Origin of the sequence: Flavobacterium sp. AG291 (genome assembly GCF_003350375.1) — a bacterium.
GTDB lineage: Bacteria > Bacteroidota > Bacteroidia > Flavobacteriales > Flavobacteriaceae > Flavobacterium > Flavobacterium suzhouense.
Map to the genome: position 1 here is coordinate 34,474 of NZ_QQAR01000001.1, position 15,957 is coordinate 50,430.

Below are 15,957 nucleotides of genomic sequence, written 5' to 3' on the forward strand. Positions count from 1 at the left end.
AGGATGAAATTAATAGTACCGGTAGGATTGGGCTTTTTAGTATCGTTTGTTGCTACTCTGTTGCCGGGACTGTTAAACATGACTGCTGCAAAAATCAGCCTGCGCGAAGGTCGTGCCAATGCAAGGTTTTTTAGCTTTGGAGCAGCATTAATTTTATTTGTACAGGCTTATATAGCGGTTACATTTGCCAAACTGATTAACCGTAGTCCGGATATTCTTTTAAATATTCAGGAAGCCGGGGTTTGTATTTTTGGGATACTGACTGTTTATTTTCTCTTTTTTGCCAAAACAAAAAAGAAGCAAGATGATGATGAGTTAGAACGCTTATCAAAAAGAAGAAGTAAAACAGGTAATTTTTTCCTTGGGGCTCTTATTTCTGCACTTAACTTTTTTGCCATTCCTTATTATGTTTTTTTAGGGGTGTCGTTTTCGGCATCTAAAACATTTGAGTTTACCAATCTGCCTATCTTCTTATTTGTGCTTGGTGCCTCATTGGGTGCTTATACAGTATTCTATATTTACATTGCCTTTTTTAAGAGGTTTGAACATAAAACCGATTTCTTAATGCGCAATGTAAACTATCTTATCGGTACCATTACAGGGCTTATTGCCATAGTAACGCTTATCAAGATGTTTCGCAACTAAAGCGGTATAGTATGGCGAAAGATGAAAATTTTTTCGAAAGAGTATATGATGTTGCCCGCCAGATTCCTTATGGTAGAGTAACCAGCTATGGTGCTATTGCAAAATTTCTTGGTGCAGCACGGTCGGCACGAATGGTAGGGTGGGCAATGAATGCCTGTCATGGGCGTGAAGATGTTCCTGCACACAGGGTCGTAAACCGTGTAGGGCTACTTTCGGGGAAACACCATTTTGAAGGTACTAACCTTATGCAACAACTTTTAGAAAGCGAAGGTATAAAGGTAAAAGACAACAAAATTGTGAATTTTGATAAATACTTCTGGGATCCGGCAAAAGAACTAGAATTTTAGATTGTTGGATTGTTAGACTGTTGGATATTTCGATGGTTGCTTTGTTGTTTTGAGCGTAGCGTAGCGCAGTTGAAAAATCTAAAAGATTTCTCCTTTCGGCGAAATGACAAAAAACTAACGGTTAAATCGTTAAATCCTCAAAAGGATTACCCCATAAAACTTTACCATATAAACTTTTCATACTATCTTTGCAATTTGAAATCAGTCTTAATAAGAGACTGTTAGCATAATATAAATCATGAAGTTAGACAGAAAAGAGATACTAAGCGCTCTTGAAACCATTACACTTGCCGGAGAAGGCCAGAACATGGTAGAAAGTGGTGCTGTTAGAAACGTACTTACGTTTGGAGATGAAGTTGTGGTGGAGCTTGTAATGACAACTCCTGCAATGCATATTCGTAAAAGGGCTGAGGCCGATATCATAAAAACTATACAGGAAAAAATACATGCCGATGCTAAGGTGAAAGTAAACGTAAAAGTTGAAGCACCTGAAAAACCTGAAATTAAAGGTAAAGCTATACCGGGAATCAGCAATATTATTGCTGTGTCATCGGGTAAAGGTGGTGTTGGAAAATCTACAGTAACGGCAAATCTTGCTGTTACCCTTTCTAAAATGGGCTTTAAGGTAGGTGTTCTTGATGCCGATATCTATGGTCCTTCAATGCCTATAATGTTTGATGTTGAGCGTGAGCGCCCAATATCTGTAGAAGTTGACGGAAAATCTAAAATGAAACCTATTACCAGTTATGGTGTAGAGATACTTTCGATTGGTTTCTTTACAAGTCCTGAACAGGCAGTAATCTGGAGAGGCCCAATGGCTTCAAAAGCATTAAACCAGATGATTTTTGATGCTGATTGGGGTGAGCTTGACTTTATGTTACTTGACCTTCCTCCGGGAACAGGAGATATACATCTTTCTATCATGCAGTCGCTTCCTATTACAGGAGCTGTTGTGGTTAGTACGCCGCAGGCAGTAGCTTTGGCAGATGCTAAAAAAGGTGTGGCAATGTTCCAGCAGGAGAGTATTAATGTTCCTGTGTTGGGAATCATTGAGAATATGGCTTACTTTACACCGGATGAGCTTCCGGATAATAAATATTACATCTTTGGTAAAGAAGGGGCTAAAAACCTTGCCGAAGACCTTGATGTACCATTCTTAGGAGAAATTCCTATTGTACAAAGCATTCGTGAGGCTGGTGACTATGGACGTCCGGCGGCACTACAAACAGCTACTCCGATTGAAGCAGCGTTTGAAGAGCTTGCGCGTAATGTGGTACAGGAAACGGTAAACAGAAATGACAACCTTCCGCCTACAGAGGCAATAAAAATAACGACTATGGCCGGCTGTTCGGCTGTTAAAAAGAAATAACAATGACGACAGAAGAAATTACACTTAATGTGGAAAAGGCACTGGATGAGATCCGTCCGTTCCTTGAGTCAGACGGAGGTAATATTACACTAATAGGCATAGAGGACGATAAGCATGTTAAAGTGCGCCTTGAAGGTGCCTGTGTAGGCTGCAGTGTAAACCAGATGACACTTAAGGCCGGTGTGGAAACTACAATTAAAAAATATGTACCGCAGATAGAAACCGTGGTTAACGTTGCCTAATCTATAGTGTGCAGCAGCTTAGCATAAGCTGATATTTATCATAAATAAAACAAACAGTTTTAAAGAGATTTGTGCTTTAAAACTGTTTATCTTATTAACTCAAAATGATTACAACCGATATACTTATTATAGGCGCAGGGCCCACAGGTCTTTTTGCCGTATTTGAAGCCGGACTTCTTAAATTAAAATGTCACATTATAGACGGGCTTCCGCAGCCGGGAGGTCAGCTAACCGAGCTGTATCCTAAAAAACCTATTTTTGATATCCCTGGTTATCCGTCGGTACTTGCCGGTGACCTTGTAGATAACCTGATGGAACAAATTAAGCAGTTTCAGCCTGGTTTTACACTTAATGAAAAGGCAGAAACCATCAAGAAACTGGAAGATGGAACTTTTATAGTGACTACTAATAAAGGGACTGAACACCATGCTAAAGCGATAGCTATTGCAGGTGGTCTTGGCAGTTTTGAGCCTCGTAAGCCATTAATCGAAGATATCGAATTTTACGAAGACAAAGGTGTTGAGTATTTCGTGAAAGATCCTGAACTTTTCCGTGACAAGAAGATCGTAATTGCAGGAGGTGGAGACTCAGCACTTGACTGGAGTATTTTTCTTGCCGATGTTGCTTCTCACGTTACACTTATCCACAGAAGGAATGAGTTTAGGGGAGCGCTTGATTCTGTTGAGAAAGTACAGGAACTTAAAAAAGCGGGTAAGATACAACTGATCACTCCTGCAGAGGTTACAGGTATTCACGGGGCAGAAAAAGTAGAAGCCCTTGATGTAGAAATTGATGGTGCACACCAACGTATAGAAACGGATTACTTCATTCCGCTTTTTGGTCTTACACCAAAACTGGGTGCAATAGCCAATTGGGGACTCGAAATAGAAAAGAATGCTATAAAAGTTAATAATGCCCTGGATTATCAAACCAATGTAGAAGGCATTTATGCGATTGGTGACATTAATACGTATCCGGGTAAACTAAAACTTATCCTTTGTGGTTTTCACGAGGCGACATTAATGTGTCAGAGCGTTTATAATAAGCTGAATCCGGGTAAAAAGTATGTGCTTAAATATACAACCGTAAGCGGTGTAGATGGTTTTGACGGTACACGCAAAGAAGCCGAAAAACAGGTGGTAAAAGCGATAGAGTAATAGTTGAAGGTTTGAATGTTGAATGTTTAAAAGTTTTTACAGGAACTTTATAACTTTCAACATTACAACGTTAAGAACTAAAAAATGGATATTACAATAAAAATTACAGACAGGGATGGGGTTGTCCACGAAGTGCAGGCGCCTACTGATATGTCTATGAATATAATGGAGCTGGTAAGATCGTATGAGTTGGCTCCTGAAGGTACTGTAGGTATTTGCGGAGGTATGGCAATGTGCGCTTCCTGCCAATGCTACATTTTAAATGATGTGGCTTTGCCCGAAATGAGTGCCGACGAGGATGCTATGCTTAGCGAAGCCTTTAATGTTAAGCCCAACAGCCGCCTTGGTTGTCAGATAAACTTAACACCCGAACTGGAAGGGCTCGAGCTGGAGCTTGCTCCTGAATAATATACAGCGCTCCTTTTAGGGGCGCTATTTTTTTAGGAAAACTTTTGCATTTTTCGGAAATAAAAATATCTTTGGAGATATAATGATGATAAATGCCGATGGATATAAATTACTCGCCGGGACTTCATAAACTGCTTACACTTCGCGTAGAAAACAGCGCGAAACTTACTTCTTTGCAGGGCTTTGAATCCGTTACCACTACTATTATTGATAAATATGACCTTGAAAAGGTTGGGTTTTCTTCCCATGTTTTTGATAATGGAAGTTTTACTGCCGCAGTCTGTTTAAAGGAGTCGCATATTTGCATACACACATGGCCTGAATTTTCACAACTCACCATAGATATTTACCTGTGCAATTACCTTAGGGATAATAGCCATAAGGTAAAGCGGCTGGCAGCTGATTATATTGCCTATTTTGAAGCAGGAGTGTTGAACGATTTTGAAATTAACCGATAGTATGCAGATAAAGTGTATTAAATGCGGCACTGTAACCGAAGCAGCAGGAGTAGATTTTAAAGTTGTAAACTTTGGTTGCCCCAATTGCAAAAAAGTTACTTCCTATGAAAAGGTGCCGGAAGGTGCTATTGTAGACGATCTTAGTAATAACCGGCCTGCTCCTGCATTGTCTGTGGGGCAAAAGGGTATGCTTAAAGGTAAGGAGTATACCGTTACCGCAATTATTGTCAAAAAAGTAGATCCTATTTACTTCTGGACAGAATATATACTCACTTCTGCGGATAATGAATGGCTTTATCTGTCAGAAACCGAAGGGCACTGGATACTGCTTCATGAAGTTGAAGACCGCTATGATGTAGAAGATTACCCTCAAACGCTGGTGTATGATGATATACACATGAATATTTATGATCATTCGAACACGAGGATTATAAGTGCGCAGGGATTTTTTAGCTATGAGCTGCCTAACGGAAGGGTAAAAATGATTGAATACATCAATCCGCCTTATATATTCTCTATAGAAATAGACAGAAATGAAGCTTCTTTTTTTGGAGAACATATTTCTAAAGGTGATGTGAAAAAGGCTTTTAATGTAAAGTCCATGCCTTATAAAGCAGGTGTTGGGATTGTGCAGCCTTATTTGATCAATATAAGGAAAATGGCAATTACCTTTTGTTGTGTTGCTATACTTATTCTTGTGAGCCACTTAATTATTTATTCCGGCAGACAGAGTACAACAGTGGTAAAAGAAGCGCTTAGTTTTAGTGAATCCGGTGGTAAAGATTTTGTGACTAAGTCTTTTACATTGGAGGGGGGATCTGCACCGCTTACCATATCGGTACATTCGGATGTAAATAACTCGTGGGCATCGGTTCAGGTGGCATTGATTAATGAAAAGACCAATGATGAAGAATATGCTAATAAGGACATAGAGTATTACTACGGCTATGAAGGTGGTGAACACTGGACTGAAGGTGATACTAATGAGAATTTTAATATATGCGGTGTAAGAGCAGGAACATATCATTTGGTTATAACACCTCAAAAAGCCCCTGAAGACTCGAATAATAATTATATTTCGGTGCAGGCAGAGTGGAACAAACCATCGGTTTGGAATATGGTTATACCTATAATTGTTATGCTGGCAATTACAATTGGATGTTATTATCTGGGTGTTTATTTTGAACAAAGGAGATGGGCTGACAGTAGTTATTCTCCTTACTCATCAACTTAATAATTATGGATAAAGAAAAGATAATCGCTTTTTTAAAGCAGAATTATATAGCATTGGCAATTGGCATTTTTTTCTATCTGGTATACCTGCAGTTTACTTTTGCAGGTAACAGGATTTGTGATTGCGAATCGACAGAGAAATATAAGCCGGCTTCGGGCTCAGGAGGACGTGTGGGGGTTAACAGATTTTATCATAAATAATAAAAAATATATTATGGAACATTTACTATGGCAAATTACAGGTTCGGTACTTTTTTCGTTTTTAGGACTTGCAGTACTTCTGATAGCCTATTATATTGTGGAAAAGCTAACGCCTGAAAACACCTGGAAAGAAATTGTTGAGAACAAAAATGTAGCCTTGGCTATTGTTTTTGGTGCATTTATAATAGGAATCGCGATTATTATCAGCGGAGCAATACATGGTTAAAAAGTTACTTAAGTTTGAGGTATTGCTTTTGCTTGCCGTTTTTACCATTGCCACCTGCGGCCTCGTTTATGAGCTGGTGGCGGGTACATTAGCGAGTTATCTCCTCGGGGATTCAGTAAAGCAGTTCTCATTTATTATTGGGGTTTATCTGTTCTCAATGGGGATAGGCTCTTATTTTTCAAAATTCATCAGAAAAAATCTTCTCAATACATTTGTTGAGATTGAGATACTTGTCGGGTTTATTGGCGGGCTAAGTTCTGTACTCCTGTTTGTGCTGTTTGAGAGTGTCTATTATTTTCAGTTCATATTATACTTTTTGGTATTCATAACTGGCTGCCTTGTCGGGCTTGAAATCCCGTTGTTAATGAACATCCTTAAAGACAGGGTTAAATTCCGCGATCTTGTATCGAATGTATTTACGTTCGATTATATCGGGGCATTACTGGCATCAATATTATTTCCTTTGGTTCTTGTACCACAATTGGGAATTATGAGAACATCACTGTTCTTTGGGATGATAAACATAAGTATCGCTATAGTGCTTTGCGTGGTGCTGAAAAAAGAACTGAAAAAACAGGGATTATTACAGGCTAAGGCAATACTTTCGTTTATAATACTGGTGGTGGTGTTTATTTTTTCGGAGCAGATTTTGTCATATTCAGAATCTAAGTTGTATGGTGAAAATATTGTTTATACGCACGCAACGCCATACCAGCGGATTGTGCTTACACATAACAAAAGTGATTACAGGCTTTATCTGAACAATAACCTGCAGTTTAGCTCAAAAGACGAATACCGTTATCATGAGGCATTGGTTCATCCGGCAATGTCAGTGGCAAAAAAGGTAGACAATGTTTTGGTTATGGGTGGAGGCGATGGCCTGGCGGTTCGCGAAATCCTGAAGTATAAAGACGTAAAAAGCATTACGCTGGTGGATCTTGATGAGGGAATGACAAAATTGTTTGAAACCAATAAGATACTGACAGATTTTAATGGTAACTCGTTAACAAACCCAAAAGTAACAGTAATAAACAGCGATGCCTATATATGGGCTAAAACTTGTAAAAAACAGTTTGACGTCGCCATTATTGATTTTCCCGACCCTTCCAATTATAGCCTTGGGAAATTATATTCACTTAACTTTTACAGGACACTACAGCATATATTAACACCTGATGCTATAGTAACAATACAGACTACCTCGCCTTATTTTGCACCTAAATCGTTTTGGTGTATCAATAAGACTGTCGCCCAAATATTGCCAAAAACAGATGCTTATCATGTTTATGTGCCTTCGTTTGGTGAATGGGGTTATACAATTGCTTCTAACAATCCGTCGGCTGGTTTTAATAATGTAAGACGAAAGGTAGAAGGACTTAGGTTTTATAATTATGACTATAGTAAACTGAATGTCTTTTCTAAAGATATGGTTGCTGATGATATAGAAATTAACAGGCTTGATAACCAAATACTAGTGCGCTATTTTGATGAAGAATGGGGCAAATTATAATAGGCGTAACTTCTTAAAAAGTATTGCAGGAGCATTGCTTTTGGTGCCGGCAGTTCAGGCTTGCCGGAAAAAGGCTATATCGCTCATTGTAAAGCTTACCGGAACCGCTCATATTTTGGGTCACAGACTTTGGGCTAAAGATTTTCCTAAATCGATTAAAGAAATAGAAATACCTTATCTGATTGTTGGTGGAGGTATTTCGGGATTAAGTGCTGCCCGTCAGCTCACCCGCAAAGGAATAGATGATTTTTTGCTTTTAGAACTTGAAAATCATACCGGGGGCAATTCTTCATCCGGAGAAAATAAGTATTCAAAATATCCTCTGGGAGCGCACTATCTACCGCTTCCGAACTTTCATGATAAGGAACTTTTGGTTTTTTTAAACGAGGAAAACATTATTACCGGATATGATAGTAATGGTTTTCCTGAATTTGATGAGGAACAGCTTACGTTTACTCCTCAGGAACGTCTGTTTTATAAAAACTCATGGCAGGAAGGTCTGGTTCCTAAGTATGGATTAGGCTCTGTTGCCAATAAGGAATTCTGGAGCTTTTTTGTAATGATGGAGGATTACAGACAGGCTAAAGGTGTCGATGGGAAATATAGTTTTGATATTCCTATATCAAATACTACTAACGATCCTAAGCTTATGCTGCTTGATCTAATGACAATGAAAGAATGGTTGATGCAGGCAAATTTTACAACTTCAGAATTGTTTGAATATGTAGATTATTGTTGCCGTGACGATTTTGGATTAGGGATAGATTATGTTTCGGCTTGGGCCGGTATTCATTACTTTGCTGCCCGAAAGCACAATGCAGGTGATAAGTATAAAGACAATGTGCTAACATGGCCGGAAGGAAATGCAAGGCTGGCGACACATCTTAAAAAATATTCCAAAGGCAAAACACTGGTAAATCATATTGTTTATGATGTTGCTTTAGCGGAAGGGAAAGCACTGGTGACAGTTTTTGATGCCTCAAAGAATGAGTCGATAACTATAAGAGCAGGAAAAGTAATTATGGCAACGCCGCAGTTTGTAAATGCTTATTTGTTGCCGGAGAGAAAAAAACTTTCTCAAAAGTTCACTTATGCACCGTGGCTGTTGGCAACGCTGACATTAACAGAACTGCCGGATGATTTTAGCCAGCCATTAAGCTGGGATAATGTTATCTTCAAAGGAAAGGGACTCGGTTATATTTACGATCAGCACCAGTCTGTAAAACAGTTGCAGGACAGGGTGGTGATTACCTACTATCACAGTTTTTCTTCTGCAGATACCAAAAAGACCAGAAAATCGGTTTATAAGAACTCAAAAGAGTATTGGAAAGATTTTGTAATTTCTGATTTAAAGACTGCCCATCCGGGTATTGAGGCTTTTATTGAGCAAATTGATATTCATATAGTAGGACACGGAATGATGAGTCCTGTACCTGAGTTTATTTTTGGGGAAGCTAAGGCTTTGTCTGCAAAAAGTATTGATAACACTATTTACTTTGCTCATAGTGACCTGTCGGGGATTTCTATATTTGAAGAGGCCTTTCATCAGGGTATAAATGCTGTAAACAAAATGCTGAATGAAACAACCCTGGATAGATAAAGCTAAAACCGACAGTCTGTTTATATTGTCGCCTCCTTTTGTAATATTGGCAATAGTATTCTTTTGTCAGGGATGGTTACATACTCTTGAAGCGCATTATTCTTTTTATAGCTGGCTTTTCTTCGTGGTATTTATAGATGTGGCCCATGTGTATGCTACACTTTTTAAGACCTACCTTGTGCCTAAAGCTTTTCAGGAACGAAAAAAACTGCTACTTACGCTTCCGGTAATCTGTTTTTTTATAGGTATGATATTATTTATGCTTGGTAGTAAAGTATTTTGGGTAACGCTTGCTTATGTTGCAGTATTTCACTTCATACGCCAGCAATACGGCTTTATGAGGCTTTATTCACGATTTGAAACTAAAACAAGACTTGGTGCTTTTCTGGATAATCTTACTATTTATACAGCTACCGGTTATCCTATGCTATACTGGTTTATGAGTCCTCAGCGCAATTTTACATGGTTTATGAAAGATGAATTCTTTACCTATAAAAATGATGAGTTACTTGATGTTGCCGGATATCTTTATTTCATTATCCTTGGAATACATGTTTTAAGATTAGGATGGATGTATTTTAAAACCATGCAGTTTAACATTCCTAAGAATTTAATTATAACAGGGACAGTACTATCATGGTATTTTGGTATTGTATATTTTAATAATGATCTTGTTTTTACCATGCTCAATATAGTTTCGCATGGTATCCCTTATATGGCGCTTATTTATCTTAAAGAAATAAAACAGGGTAAATCAGAAACTAGAGGGGTTATTCATTATCTGAATACTTATAAAGGTGTTTTTATGTATACCGGAATATTGATAGCATTAGCTTTTTCGGAAGAATACCTTTGGGAAGTAATGGTTTGGAATGAGCAGTTTACGTTGGCTGATTCAGCAGGTTTTGAAAACTGGCATTTTTTACTGGTTCCTTTTCTAGTAGTGCCTCAGTTTACACATTATCTTCTGGATGGTTTTATATGGAAAACAAAAAAGGCACCCTGAAAACAGAATGCCTTTGTATATTTAAGAAGTTTTATAATTAGTTCTTAATGAACTTGATAGTTTTCGACTCACTTCCTTTGAATATTTTGATGATATAAATACCATTAGCGTAACCAGATGTGTTTACAGTAAGGTTAGACTCGTTGCTTACTTTTACGTTAGCTACAGTTTGACCTAAAGTGTTATAGATAACATAGCTATCAGGAAATTCTCCGTTAGCGACAGAAATGTTTAACTCATTTTGTGCAGGATTAGGATATACTGTTGTTTCGCGCAGTGCATCAAAGTCAGCAGTTGTAAGAAGACCGCAAACTCCTGATGTAAGTAACGAAGCTCTTCTGTCAGCACTTTCAAGAACGGTACGCATTCTTGTCTTCTGATCATTGGTGAAGATGTTCATACAGATATCGTTTGAATAATCCATATAGTTGTTAATCATATCAAGTCCGTCTTGATTTGGACAAGAGTCAATACCAAACTGGCATCCATAGTTTGCCTGTGCCGAAAATGGAGTGTCATTACAATAGTCAGTATTATTGATACAGTTACTACCATCACCCCATATGTGTCTTAGTCCTAAATAGTGGCCAACTTCGTGTGTAGTAGTTCTACCCTGATTATATGATGAATTATAGCTTCCTTGTGGATAGTAGGTTGAAGATCCGAAACATTGATAGCTTATAATAACGCCGTCAGTGAATGCAAAGCCAGACTGGTCTAAACCAGGTAGTCCTGATCCCTGAGGGAACTGTGCATATCCTAAAACATCACTAAGATCACCACCAAAACGACAAACCCAAATGTTAAGGTATTTTTCAGGATCCCATTGTGTTTGGGGTTTTAGGTTAGATTCAACCTGAGCTCTTTCCCAACTTGAAACTCCTAAATTTGTTCTGGTAATACCCGTTGTCGGCTGACCAGTTTCGTTTATCTGAGCAAGACAGAATTCGATTTGAGTATCGGCACCTACAAGATCTTCATTATATCCCGGAGTGTTAAATGCTCTTCTGTAATCTTCATTTAGAACTCTGATTTGAGAAAGTATTTGCGCATCTGTGATGTTTTCGCCAGATCCAATAGCATCGCCGTTATGAATGATGTGAACTACAACAGGAATTGTTACTACTGCATTTGAAGATTTTTGACCTGATGCGTTTAATTTCCTTTCAGTGATTTTGTTGTTAATCCAAGATTCAAACTGGGAATCTTTTGCTCTGTTTGGATTGTTTTCCTGAAGGAATTTTTCATACTCGGTAGAAATACAACGTATAATTCCGTTTTCAGGATTTGCATTCTCAGTTATGCTTTTGCCAAATGTTTTGGGAGCATTTTGAGCATTTATGAACATTGGTAATGAAAAGCATAAAGCCAATGTTACATTTTTAAATGTTAAATTTTTTTTCATGTAGTTAATAGAGGTATTCATTTTTTTAGCGCCGCAAGATATTCAAATTCAGTGGTATTGAAAAATTTTAATAGTTAAATATTAATATTCTGTTAAGAATAGATGTCAAAACTTTTCAAAGGTTGCGTAAAAGCAAAAGAATAAACTAAAAAAATGTATAAATTGAGGTAAACCGTCAAAAAACGTCGGTGAACCGGTAAAGAAAATTAAAAATATTTGTTGACTTCTTCTTTATAAGTGTCTCCTATAGGTATAACGAAGTCTTCAATCTGAATAGTTTTATTGTAAAAAGATTTTACTTTTTTTACAGGAACTATATACGATCGGTGGACTCTTATAAATAAGGCGGCCGGAAGTTTTTCAAGAATATTCTTCATTGAAAGCCTGGCAGTAATAGTTGTTTTGTTTTTTAGATGTATGCGGATGTAGTCATCTAATCCTTCGATTAGCATGATGTCGTCAAATTCGATACGATTTAGTTTATAATCGGCACGAATAAGAAGGTGTGTATGGTCTAAAGTGTTTTTTTTGCTCAGCATTTCTTTTTTTGCTTTTTCTACAGCCTGTATGAAGCGTTCGTAGGAAAAAGGTTTTAAAAGATAGTCTAAAGCATTTATATTAAAGCCTTCTACAGCATATTCACTAAAAGCTGTGGTAAAGATTACCATAACATCAGTATCGAGTTGTCTGTAAAAATCTATCCCGTTTTTCCCAGGCATCTGTATGTCAAGAAATAGGAGGTCTACCGGAAACTTTTTTATATGTTTTACCGCTTCATCCGTTTTGGTGAAGGTTTTGTCTAGTTCAATGAAGTCTGTTTGTTTGCAAAAGTGCTCTATAATCTTAAGCGCAAGTGGCTCGTCATCAATAGCTATAGCCTTTATCATAGCAGAGTTAGGGATAAGTTAACGGTAAAGGTGTGCTCTTCATCAAAGATAAGCAATTTATGTTTATCAGGATACAGGTAGTCCAGTCGTTTGACGGTATTTTCTAACCCTTGTTCGCTTTTTTCTTCTGATGACAGCTGTAAATTAACTTTATCGTTCTTAACCATAAGTGTTAACTCATGTGCAGTTATGTCTATATTTATGGCTATATAGGACTCTCTTTCGGGGTTTAAGCCATATTTGAATGCATTTTCAATAAATGGTATGAGTATAAGGGGAGATATACTTTTTCCTATTGGGTTGCCTGTTACTATGAATGAGAATGAATTTTCACCATCCATTCGTAATTGCTGAAGATTGATGTAATTTTTTATATAATCCATTTCCTTTTCAAGCGAAACGGTTTCTCTGCTGCTTTCAGTTACCACATAACGCATCATGGATGATAGCTTAAGAATAGCTTCGGGAGCCGAATCGGATTTTTCCAGTGCAAGTGCATATACGCTATTAAGTGTATTGAATAGAAAATGGGGATTTATTTGTGCTTTAAGATATGAGATTTCGGTTTTAAGGTTCTCGTTTTGCATCGATGTCATACGTTGATTGACCCTTAAAAGAAAACTTAGCGAGAATATTATCAAAAAGTTGAACAAAGGCCCACTCGGTAACATAGGCATTATGTCCGGCATCATAGGATGTCCATGTGATGGGGGTGGAGGTATTGAGCCTGAAGCAAATTTTAAATGTTCTGACTCAATAATAAGTTGTGGCAGGAAATTAATAATCAGGAAGCAAACTATCAATATTACACAATATAGTGGTTGTTTTTTTGTAAAGTAAAACTTTGGTAAAAAATAAAGATAGTTGGCATAAAAAAAGCCAAGCAATAAAAGATGGCTAATAAAATTTCGCTGAAAAGGGGCAATATTATAAAGATGTACAGGAGTATTAAAGTCGGGAGACGAAAATACCGGAATACTAATAAAAAGGACGCTTCCTAATATGTATAGTAAGTAGTTTTGAAGCTTTTTATCTGTGGTTCGCATAAGCTTCAAATGTAGAAATAAGTTAACGTCTAATCTAAATTATGCGGTAAACGCGTTTTTTTCAGCGGTAAATCTCTGTAAAAAATAAGGCCTCAATCAATAAAGAATGAGGCCTTGTTTCATTTAAAGCAATGACTTATTTTTTAATGAACTGAAGCGTAGTTGAATCCTGTCCTTTAGCCAGTTTTACAAAGTATACTCCATTAGCATATTTAGTAACATCCAGTGAATGAACTGTAGATGTAATGTTTCCACTGTCCATAACCTGTCCAAGAGTGTTGTATATTATATAGTTGTCAGGAGTTCCTGCCTCATCAGCAACAGCAATGTTTAATGTGTTGTTGGTAGGGTTAGGATACAGCTTAATACCATTTGAAGCAATTACATCCTCAAGTCCGGCTGTAGGAGTTTTAAGTTTAAAAGTTTTCTGATCCTGATCAGCAAAGCTTCCGCCCTGAGCAATTATTTCTCCTTCAAGAGTCTCAATTTTATAAGAGCCTTCTCCAAATTCACAACACATGCCGTCTCCGCCAAAGTCTATAATAACAAATGCATAACAATCTTCAACTGTGATAGGTACATTTGTTATATGGGTTTCATTATCACCATACCAGTTACTTTGACCAAGATTGTTAGGGTTGATGTTTCCTGCAATGATGTCATCCTGAGCTCCTTCTCTTACAAGAGCCCATAGTGTCTCATCTCCAAAACCATCAGTTACTATTGTAATTTTAATACTTGTAGTTGTATGTGATCCTGATATTGTAAAATCAATCGACTTATTGTCATTTGATGTTGCTGTATCAGTTACGCCATTAACAGTTGTGATATCAGCGTTGAAAGTATGCCCGCCTACAGGTAATGTAGCTTCAGGAATTGAAATGGTGACTGACGCATTAGCGGCAAGATTTCCTTCCCAGTTGTATGTAGTAGGGTTTTGGTTGTCTACGCTGTATACTATTACGGCAGAAGTAAGAGTAGCCGATCCGGTATTTGTTAATACCAGTTCCGGTGCAAATGTGCTGCTACCACACTCGCTGTCAGAACCGTTTTGAATTTCAAGCGATCCGTCATTTTCAAGTACGATACCCGGTACACATCCCGTAGATGTTATAAGTGAGTGTCTTCTTGGAGAATTAAGCAGTACTGCCTGCATTCTGTCTTTTTGATCTTGTGTAAATACATTAACACACGCATCATCACTATAATCCATATAGTTTTCAATCATATCGTTACCAGGGTTGTCAGGGCAAGAGTCAAGACCTATCTGGCAACCATAGTTGGCTTGAAGAGCTGTAGGGGTGTCGTCACAGTAATCTGTTGCGGTTTCACAGCTGTCACTGTCTCCCCAGATGTGACGTAGTCCAAAGAAGTGGCCTATTTCATGTGTTGCACTTCTTCCAAGATTTCTGTTTTCACTGTATTGTCCGGCAGGGAATTTTTCTTCAGAACCTACATAAAGGTGGCCTAAAGCAACACCATCAGTATTTGCAGCCGAAGGAAGTCCATCAAAGTCTATGCCTTCAAGGCCTGAATTAGTAGGGAACTGCGCATATCCTGCCAAACCGAATAGTTCATCAAATACCCAAATGTTAAGGTATTTGTTAGGGTCCCATTGCGTTTGTGCTTTAATTACCTCTGCTTGTTCCATTGTCCAGCCATTACCATCCCCAAGGTTATAACGAACTATACCTGTAGATAATATCCCGTCAGGATCTTGTTTTGCAAGGCAGAAGTTGATTTCCATGTCGGCTCCAACAAGGTTGGTGTTGTATCCGTTAGAGTCTTCCATTCTTCTGAAGTCCTCATTAAGAACATCGATCTGAGAAATTATCTGTCCGTCAGCAATATTTTCATCAACACCTACCGGACTTCCGTTATGGATGACATGAAATACAACCGGAATAGTTACCACCTCATTTGAAGTGTTTCCGCTTTTTTGAATTCTTTTTCTTTTTATTTCGGCTGCCTTAGGAGCTATCCATTGCTCAAATTCATCTTTGCTGTCAAGATTCGGATTCTTTTTGTGCAAAAGATTTTCATATTGCACTGTTCCACAAGGTTGTGTTTCAATTGCAGGGAGACCAAATTTTTTTGCTTCTTTATGCTTTTGCTGAGCGTTTGCTGTTAAGGCAAACATACCTGCAATGATAAGCATTGAAGCTTTAAAGGTAATTTTTTTCATTTGCTTTTTTTAAAATAGTTGTGATTTTAGAA

General features: G+C 37.8%; 17 protein-coding genes. 13 read left to right on the plus strand and 4 right to left on the minus strand.

Annotation, left to right across the window (positions count from 1 at the left end; translation table 11 throughout):
* Nucleotides 1–3 precede the first annotated feature (3 nt).
* The 13 genes from DEU42_RS00165 (at nucleotide 4) to DEU42_RS00225 (ending at nucleotide 10,402) form a co-directional block, all read left to right on the plus strand.
* Nucleotides 4–645, plus strand: coding sequence for a LysE family transporter (locus DEU42_RS00165; RefSeq protein ID WP_114756259.1), 642 nt, complete (start codon nucleotides 4–6; stop codon nucleotides 643–645).
* An 11-nt stretch (nucleotides 646–656) separates the two neighbouring features.
* Nucleotides 657–992 carry an MGMT family protein gene (locus tag DEU42_RS00170; protein WP_114756260.1) on the plus strand — a complete coding sequence of 112 codons (336 nt, stop codon included), beginning with the start codon at nucleotides 657–659 and terminating at the stop codon, nucleotides 990–992.
* 238 nt (nucleotides 993–1,230) lie between these two features.
* Nucleotides 1,231–2,361 (plus strand): Mrp/NBP35 family ATP-binding protein, encoded by a 1,131-nt coding sequence (locus DEU42_RS00175; RefSeq protein WP_199509026.1) that lies wholly within the window; start codon nucleotides 1,231–1,233, stop codon nucleotides 2,359–2,361.
* 2 nt (nucleotides 2,362–2,363) lie between these two features.
* The gene (locus DEU42_RS00180; RefSeq protein ID WP_114756262.1) at nucleotides 2,364–2,603 is read left to right on the plus strand and encodes a NifU family protein; all 240 of its coding nucleotides are present in this window, start codon (nucleotides 2,364–2,366) and stop codon (nucleotides 2,601–2,603) included.
* A gap of 104 nt (nucleotides 2,604–2,707) precedes the next feature.
* Complete coding sequence (locus DEU42_RS00185) at nucleotides 2,708–3,760, plus strand: NAD(P)/FAD-dependent oxidoreductase (RefSeq protein ID WP_114756263.1); 1,053 nt, start codon at nucleotides 2,708–2,710, stop codon at nucleotides 3,758–3,760.
* Nucleotides 3,761–3,844: 84 nt separating this feature from the next.
* Nucleotides 3,845–4,168: a 2Fe-2S iron-sulfur cluster-binding protein gene (locus tag DEU42_RS00190; RefSeq protein WP_114756264.1), complete on the plus strand. Its 324-nt coding sequence runs from the start codon at nucleotides 3,845–3,847 to the stop codon at nucleotides 4,166–4,168.
* 98 nt (nucleotides 4,169–4,266) lie between these two features.
* Nucleotides 4,267–4,626 carry an S-adenosylmethionine decarboxylase family protein gene (locus DEU42_RS00195; protein ID WP_114756596.1) on the plus strand — a complete coding sequence of 120 codons (360 nt, stop codon included), beginning with the start codon at nucleotides 4,267–4,269 and terminating at the stop codon, nucleotides 4,624–4,626.
* Between the two features lies 1 nt (nucleotide 4,627).
* The gene (locus tag DEU42_RS00200; protein WP_114756265.1) at nucleotides 4,628–5,860 is read left to right on the plus strand and encodes a DUF4178 domain-containing protein; all 1,233 of its coding nucleotides are present in this window, start codon (nucleotides 4,628–4,630) and stop codon (nucleotides 5,858–5,860) included.
* Between the two features lie 5 nt (nucleotides 5,861–5,865).
* Complete coding sequence (locus DEU42_RS00205; protein WP_114756266.1) at nucleotides 5,866–6,060, plus strand: hypothetical protein; 195 nt, start codon at nucleotides 5,866–5,868, stop codon at nucleotides 6,058–6,060.
* A 13-nt stretch (nucleotides 6,061–6,073) separates the two neighbouring features.
* Complete coding sequence (locus DEU42_RS00210) at nucleotides 6,074–6,286, plus strand: DUF350 domain-containing protein (RefSeq protein WP_114756267.1); 213 nt, start codon at nucleotides 6,074–6,076, stop codon at nucleotides 6,284–6,286.
* Nucleotides 6,279–7,796 (plus strand): polyamine aminopropyltransferase, encoded by a 1,518-nt coding sequence (locus tag DEU42_RS00215; protein ID WP_114756268.1) that lies wholly within the window; start codon nucleotides 6,279–6,281, stop codon nucleotides 7,794–7,796. Before DEU42_RS00210 ends, DEU42_RS00215 begins: the two co-directional genes overlap by 8 nt.
* A complete protein-coding gene (locus DEU42_RS00220) occupies nucleotides 7,774–9,396 on the plus strand; it encodes an NAD(P)/FAD-dependent oxidoreductase (protein WP_114756269.1) in 1,623 nt (540 codons plus the stop codon). Before DEU42_RS00215 ends, DEU42_RS00220 begins: the two co-directional genes overlap by 23 nt.
* A complete protein-coding gene (locus tag DEU42_RS00225) occupies nucleotides 9,374–10,402 on the plus strand; it encodes a hypothetical protein (RefSeq protein WP_114756270.1) in 1,029 nt (342 codons plus the stop codon). Before DEU42_RS00220 ends, DEU42_RS00225 begins: the two co-directional genes overlap by 23 nt.
* A 37-nt stretch (nucleotides 10,403–10,439) precedes the next feature.
* Here DEU42_RS00225 and DEU42_RS00230 read toward each other — a convergent pair whose 3' ends face one another.
* From DEU42_RS00230 to DEU42_RS00245, 4 genes are all read right to left on the minus strand, one after another.
* Nucleotides 10,440–11,807, minus strand: a complete 1,368-nt coding sequence (locus DEU42_RS00230; protein WP_158537834.1) for a M43 family zinc metalloprotease — start codon at nucleotides 11,805–11,807, stop codon at nucleotides 10,440–10,442.
* 206 nt (nucleotides 11,808–12,013) lie between these two features.
* Nucleotides 12,014–12,694, minus strand: coding sequence for a LytR/AlgR family response regulator transcription factor (locus DEU42_RS00235; protein ID WP_114756272.1), 681 nt, complete (start codon nucleotides 12,692–12,694; stop codon nucleotides 12,014–12,016).
* Nucleotides 12,691–13,290 carry a sensor histidine kinase gene (locus tag DEU42_RS17385; protein WP_233506590.1) on the minus strand — a complete coding sequence of 200 codons (600 nt, stop codon included), beginning with the start codon at nucleotides 13,288–13,290 and terminating at the stop codon, nucleotides 12,691–12,693. Before DEU42_RS17385 ends, DEU42_RS00235 begins: the two co-directional genes overlap by 4 nt.
* Nucleotides 13,291–13,876: 586 nt before the next feature.
* Nucleotides 13,877–15,925: a M43 family zinc metalloprotease gene (locus DEU42_RS00245; protein ID WP_114756274.1), complete on the minus strand. Its 2,049-nt coding sequence runs from the start codon at nucleotides 15,923–15,925 to the stop codon at nucleotides 13,877–13,879.
* Nucleotides 15,926–15,957: the final 32 nt, after the last annotated feature.

Excerpts from the sequence above, each read along its gene's own strand:
- DEU42_RS00225 (WP_114756270.1), top strand. The coding sequence starts at position 9,374 with ATGAAACAACCCTGGATAGATAAAGCTAAAACCGACAGTCTGTTTATA.
- DEU42_RS00230 (WP_158537834.1), bottom strand. The coding sequence starts at position 11,807 with ATGAAAAAAAATTTAACATTTAAAAATGTAACATTGGCTTTATGCTTT.
- DEU42_RS00210 (WP_114756267.1), top strand. The coding sequence starts at position 6,074 with ATGGAACATTTACTATGGCAAATTACAGGTTCGGTACTTTTTTCGTTT.
- DEU42_RS00205 (WP_114756266.1), top strand. The coding sequence starts at position 5,866 with ATGGATAAAGAAAAGATAATCGCTTTTTTAAAGCAGAATTATATAGCA.
- DEU42_RS00245 (WP_114756274.1), bottom strand. The coding sequence starts at position 15,925 with ATGAAAAAAATTACCTTTAAAGCTTCAATGCTTATCATTGCAGGTATG.
- DEU42_RS00195 (WP_114756596.1), top strand. The coding sequence starts at position 4,267 with ATGGATATAAATTACTCGCCGGGACTTCATAAACTGCTTACACTTCGC.
- DEU42_RS00165 (WP_114756259.1), top strand. The coding sequence starts at position 4 with ATGAAATTAATAGTACCGGTAGGATTGGGCTTTTTAGTATCGTTTGTT.
- DEU42_RS00235 (WP_114756272.1), bottom strand. The coding sequence starts at position 12,694 with ATGATAAAGGCTATAGCTATTGATGACGAGCCACTTGCGCTTAAGATT.
- DEU42_RS00175 (WP_199509026.1), top strand. The coding sequence starts at position 1,231 with ATGAAGTTAGACAGAAAAGAGATACTAAGCGCTCTTGAAACCATTACA.
- DEU42_RS00200 (WP_114756265.1), top strand. The coding sequence starts at position 4,628 with ATGCAGATAAAGTGTATTAAATGCGGCACTGTAACCGAAGCAGCAGGA.
- DEU42_RS00190 (WP_114756264.1), top strand. The coding sequence starts at position 3,845 with ATGGATATTACAATAAAAATTACAGACAGGGATGGGGTTGTCCACGAA.
- DEU42_RS17385 (WP_233506590.1), bottom strand. The coding sequence starts at position 13,290 with ATGACATCGATGCAAAACGAGAACCTTAAAACCGAAATCTCATATCTT.
- DEU42_RS00215 (WP_114756268.1), top strand. The coding sequence starts at position 6,279 with ATGGTTAAAAAGTTACTTAAGTTTGAGGTATTGCTTTTGCTTGCCGTT.
- DEU42_RS00170 (WP_114756260.1), top strand. The coding sequence starts at position 657 with ATGGCGAAAGATGAAAATTTTTTCGAAAGAGTATATGATGTTGCCCGC.
- DEU42_RS00180 (WP_114756262.1), top strand. The coding sequence starts at position 2,364 with ATGACGACAGAAGAAATTACACTTAATGTGGAAAAGGCACTGGATGAG.
- DEU42_RS00220 (WP_114756269.1), top strand. The coding sequence starts at position 7,774 with ATGAAGAATGGGGCAAATTATAATAGGCGTAACTTCTTAAAAAGTATT.
- DEU42_RS00185 (WP_114756263.1), top strand. The coding sequence starts at position 2,708 with ATGATTACAACCGATATACTTATTATAGGCGCAGGGCCCACAGGTCTT.